The sequence below is a fragment of the Rubrivirga sp. genome (assembly GCF_049648075.1).
Taxonomy (GTDB): Bacteria; Bacteroidota; Rhodothermia; order Rhodothermales; family Rubricoccaceae; genus Rubrivirga.
On sequence record NZ_JBARYR010000112.1, the window covers coordinates 1 to 4933 of the forward strand.

4 protein-coding genes and 1 pseudogene are annotated in these 4933 nt (G+C 67.4%); 1 reads left to right on the top strand and 4 read right to left on the bottom strand.

Translation table 11 applies throughout. The features are described 5' to 3' along the window. Positions 1-234, top strand: a 234-nt coding sequence (locus WBA11_RS03125) for an oxidoreductase C-terminal domain-containing protein (protein WP_424519268.1), incomplete at its 5' end; no start/stop codon positions are given. Positions 235-276: 42 nt separating this feature from the next. Here the strand turns inward: WBA11_RS03125 and WBA11_RS03130 are convergent. The 4 genes and pseudogenes from WBA11_RS03130 to WBA11_RS03145 all read right to left on the bottom strand — a co-directional run. Beyond that, positions 277-900, bottom strand: coding sequence for a hypothetical protein (locus tag WBA11_RS03130; protein WP_424519269.1), 624 nt, complete (start codon positions 898-900; stop codon positions 277-279). A 64-nt stretch (positions 901-964) separates the two neighbouring features. Then, complete coding sequence (locus WBA11_RS03135) at positions 965-2488, bottom strand: trypsin-like peptidase domain-containing protein (protein ID WP_424519270.1); 1524 nt, start codon at positions 2486-2488, stop codon at positions 965-967. A gap of 201 nt (positions 2489-2689) precedes the next feature. Then, the gene (locus WBA11_RS03140; RefSeq protein ID WP_424519271.1) at positions 2690-4507 is read right to left on the bottom strand and encodes a PAS domain-containing protein; all 1818 of its coding nucleotides are present in this window, start codon (positions 4505-4507) and stop codon (positions 2690-2692) included. Between the two features lie 159 nt (positions 4508-4666). Continuing rightward, positions 4667-4933, bottom strand: a pseudogene (locus WBA11_RS03145) (hypothetical protein); the annotation flags it as partial.

The following is a 4933-nucleotide window of genomic DNA, read 5'->3' on the forward strand; positions in this document are numbered from 1 at the left end:
GGCGTCAGCCTGCGCGACGTCGGCCATGTCGAGGACTGGGACGAGGTCGTGATCGACGGCTCTCTCGAGGACCGGTCGTTCGTCGCGAGCTACCTCGAGGGCGACGTCGTGCGAGCCGTCGCGGCCGTCGGCCGGGACAAGGACGCCGCGGCGTTCAACGCCCTCCTGGCGCGCGGCGACACAGTGCTCGCCGACAGCGTCCGCGACGGCGCGGACTTCCAGGCCCGCCTCTGATCGCCTCGGGGCCGGCCCACTGACGTCCTCGAGGACGCCGCCCTACCGCGTCACGCTCCCGATCCACCAATCGTTGCCGTCTACGCCTTCGTAGGCGAGAATGAGCGGCTCGCCCGGGTCGTTCGAGACCGTGATCGAGCGGCCGTCTCGCGTCGAGAAGCGCGCCGTCGCGATCGCGGTCCGCTCCCCATCGACGGGCGCCCATCGTGTTCCGGTCCCCTGCAGGGCGAACGTGTAGCCGGTGCCGTCCGCGTTGATGAGGACGGACTCGCCTGCCATGAGGCGGCGGAAGTCTGACCGCGCGAGCCGCATCGTCGTCATGCCCTCGACGCCGTATCGGTCCGACGCGAACCGGGTGACCAACAAGGCCGCGTCCTCCCGCGCGGTCGGAGTAATGACCGCGCGAGTCATCGCGATGGACGAGCTCTGGACCTCCGCGATCGCATCGGCGCCGACCTCGAGGACGGTCGACGCGGCGTCGTTCTGCACGATGTCGACCGTGAGCGGGAACGATCCGTCCGGTCCAAAGACGCGGTAGGTCAGCTCCGTTCCCGCGCTCGTCAGGTCCTCGACTGCCGCGACCTCGAGGTCGCGGTCCGGCGAGGGTGCGGAGCCCGAGCAGGCGGGCAGGGCGAGAGCGAGGAGTTCGAGGACGAGAGCACACATGAGAGATCGGCTGACGTGGACCTCACGCTACCGACTTCCGCTACCTCCACCCTTGATCTTGGATCTACTCCTTGGTAAGCGCCGTGAGAAACGAGCTCTCCCCAGCCCGAACCCGAAGCAAGAACGGCTCCCCGGCCTCGATGTCGCCGATCACGTCCTCGAGGTCGCTGACGGAGGCGACCGGCTTGCGGTCCACCTCCGTGATCACCATGCCGGGCCGGATGTTGGCGTCGCGGAACGCCTCGCTCGAGCGCTCGACCTCGACGACGGCGACGCCCTCGAGGTCTTCGCCGAACTCGCGCGCGATCCGCGGCGTGACCGTCTCGAGCGTCAGCCCGTAGGCCTCCATCCGAGCGGGTGCCGCCGTCGGCTCCCGCTCGTCGTCGCGCTGTGGCCGGCGCACGTTCCCGCTGATCTGGTCGTCGCCCGGACGGCGCCCGAGCGTGACCGTCGCAGTTCGCTCGTCGCCCTCGCGGTTGTACGTGATCTCGACGGTGTCGCCCGGCCGCTTGCTCGAGATCAGCGACACGATCTGGCGGCTGTCCGTCAGCTCGACGCCGTCGACGGCGACGATGAGGTCCTCTTCGCGCAGGCCGGCATCGGCGGCCGGAGTGTCGCCGTCGGCGTCGGGCGACATTTCCTGGATGATGGCCGCACCCGGGCTGGCCCCGAACGCCCGGCGGAGAGCCGGCGAGGCCGCCTGGAACGAGATCCCGAGATATCCGCGCTCGACCACGCCCGAGTCGATCAGCTGCTCGACCGTCGACCGGACGATGTTCGACGGGACCGCGAACGAGATCCCGTTGAACGTCCCGGTCCGCGTCGCGATCGCCGAGTTGATCCCGACGATCTCGCCGCGGAGGTTGACGAGTGGCCCGCCCGAGTTGCCCGGGTTCACGGCCGCGTCCGTCTGGATGTAGTTCGAGATCGTCGTCCGTCCCCGCGGATCCGGCGCGCCGGAGTACCGCCCGACGCTCGAGACGATGCCCGACGTGACGGTGTTGGACAGGTCCTCCGAGAGCGGGCTGCCAAACGCCAGCACCCACTGCCCAACGCGGAGCTCGTCGGAGTCGCCGAACGTGATGAACGGGAAGTCGTCGCTGTCGACCTCGAGGACGGCCAGGTCGGAGAACGGGTCGGCCCCAACGACTTCGGCGTCGAACTCGCGCCCGTCGAACAGGACCACGCGCAGCTCGTCGGCCCCCTCGATGACGTGGTTGTTCGTCACGACGTACCCGTCCTCCGAGATGAACGCGCCACTACCGAGCCCGCTCTGCGTACCGTCGCCCCCGAAGGGACTTCCGCCGAACGGCGACATCAAGTCTTGCTGGCGCCGGCTCGCGACGCGCGTCGCCCGAATCTGGACGACCGCCGGGTTGACGCGCTCTGCGACGGACGAGAACGCCTGTCCCAAGTCTTCAGCCGTCGCGACGGCCTCCGCGGTGGACGTGTCCTCTTGGGCGTCGGCGCGCTCGAACAAATTGGTGACGCCACCGAGGTTGGCGGCGGAGGTCACGAACACGATGCCACCCAAAACGGCGGCCACGATGAGGAGCGTCGCGGAGACGCCTCGTTTCATGTCAAGCATGGAAGAGAGTCGATGGTATAGGTCGGCGAACGGGGGGCGTGGGGTGGAGTTGCGCACCCGGACGTACGGTTCGCCCTGGACTTGTAAACGACGGCCCTGTGACCGTGGTGCCTGGACCTCCCTAAAACGAGTCGGGGCGCCCCCCTCTAGGAGCGCCCCGACTGCTGTCCTGCGTCACACACATCGCAGGGGGTAGCCACTTTAAAACACACTCTCCGGCTCCTTCGTATGTCTCGAGCTTCCGTCGCTCCGACTGACCTGTAGACGGCCCGTATCGAGCGCCGCGCTCCGCGGTACTACTACACGAACGAGCGCGCCTCCGCCCGGAGCGACCTCGAGGGCGAACTGCCCATCGTGCCGCCGGGCACGGGCTCGCATCGTCCGCAGACCCATTCCGCCGGTCTTGGACCGGTCCCCGATCCCCTGGCCGTTGTCCTCGACCTCGAGGACGAGGTCGTTCTCGGTGAGCGAGAGGCGGATCGAGACGCGATCGGCCGACCCGTGCCGGACAGCGTTCGTGATCGCCTCCTGGGTGATCCGGTAAAAGTCGAGCTTGACGCCGTCGTTGATCTCCGTCTCAAACGTCCGGTCCTCGGTCTCCGTGTCGACGCCCAGGACTTGCTCGGCCTCTGCCGTAAGCCGGCCGAACGCCTCCGCGATCGAGATCCGGTCGAGGTCGACCGGGTCGAGGCCGAGCGAGAACGACCGGAGCATTCCCAGCGACCTCGTGACCAGATCCTTGACACGCGTCGCGTCACCGGCGAGCGCGTCGTCCTCGAGGTCGCGGGACAGGGCCGCCGCCAGCATGGACGCGCCGACGAGCGACTGGCCCACGCCGTCGTGGATGTCTTGGGCGATCCGCTGGAGCTGGTAGTTCGAGAGCTGGAGGAGGTCGTCGGCCGCGGCCCGCCCCTCGGTCACATTGGAGGCCACATAGAACAGCCGCTGAGGTCCCGGCTCCTGGATCGGGGACAGCAGGACCTCGTACGTCGCACCGTTCGACACAATGTCGAACCGGACGGGGGACCCCTCCTCACAGACCGCCTCGATCGCGGCAGACCACGACCGCGCCGGTCGGTCCTCGAGGTCGGAGAGCGGGTCGCCCTCGAGGCTGAGCCCGAGCGCGTGGGCGGCCTCGTTCTGGAGGAAGTGCGAGAACCCCGCCTCGTCCTCGACCAAGATGCCGATCGGGACCACGGAGGACTCGATGACGCTTTTGAGCTGGTCGTGCTGGCGCTGCTGGATCCGAGCGGCCTCGACGCGTTCCGTGACGTCGTTCTGAACGCCCACCATGTGAGTGGCCCGACCGGACTCGTCGGTCACGGGCGTCAGGTAGAGATCGTTATAGAAGAGCGTCCCGTCCTTCTTGTAGTTCTTGATCACGACGCCGCCCAGAAGCCTCTCGGCCTCGACCGCCTCCCGGATTTCCGCGATGTGCCCGTCCTGGTCGTCGTCGCGAGTGCCCTCGTCGAACTGCAAGAACCGGCAGTTCCGCCCGACCGCCTCGGCCCGACTGTACCCGGTCATTCGCTCGAACCCTCGGTTGACGTACACCAGCGGCTGATCGTCCGCGAGCAGGTCGGCGATCACGATCGAGTTGTCGGCTGCGTTGACAGCCTCCGCGAGCAGGTCGAGGTCCATACTCTCTGTATCGGGAGACGACAACCGAACGAGCACGAGGAGGCCTCCGTCGCCGTCGCTTTGGAACCGTGCGAGCAGCCGGGTCTGCCCGGTCGCCGTCGGGACCCGCAACGTGCGACCCCGTCCGAGCGACTCTGCAAGCTCGTCGAGGGCGACGGGTAGCTCGTCGTGCTCGTCGAAGAGATCCGTCACGGATGACCCGATAAGCGAGTCGCCAAAGATGTCCCGCGCCTCCTCGTTGGCCTCTACAACTGCGCCGTTCCGGTCGACCCGGAGAGCGGGGAACGGAATCGAGGAGGGAGGGACAGGACGTGTATCCACGAGCGGTAGACAGAGGGAAAACACTATGTGTTCCCTGGTTTCTTTCCCCATGCCCATTTTCTGCTTTTTCTGGCCTATAAGCTCCCAGGGCGTGGGTTTGGTTGTCCAAAGGCTATGTGTCAGGTGGTCATTAGCGAGTAAACTCGGAGCCTGAATATGCAAAGCCCGCCCCAGCCGGAAGGCCGAGGCGGGCTTGACGTCGAGCGGTAGACGGAGCTACGCCGTAACGGCCTCCGAATGGGCCTCGTCGTACTGTTCGCGAGTGATCTCGATACCGGCTCGCTCGAGCTTGCCCTCCAGACGCTCGTAGCCACGGTCGAGGTGGTAGACGCGCAGGACGTCCGTCCGTCCCTCGGCGACCATCCCGGCGAGAACGAGGGACACGGACGCGCGGAGGTCCGTGCTCATCACGGTCGCACCGCTCAGCGGCTTGTCCGGCCGTCCCTCAACATGGACGGTGTCGCCATCTACCTTGAGCTGGGC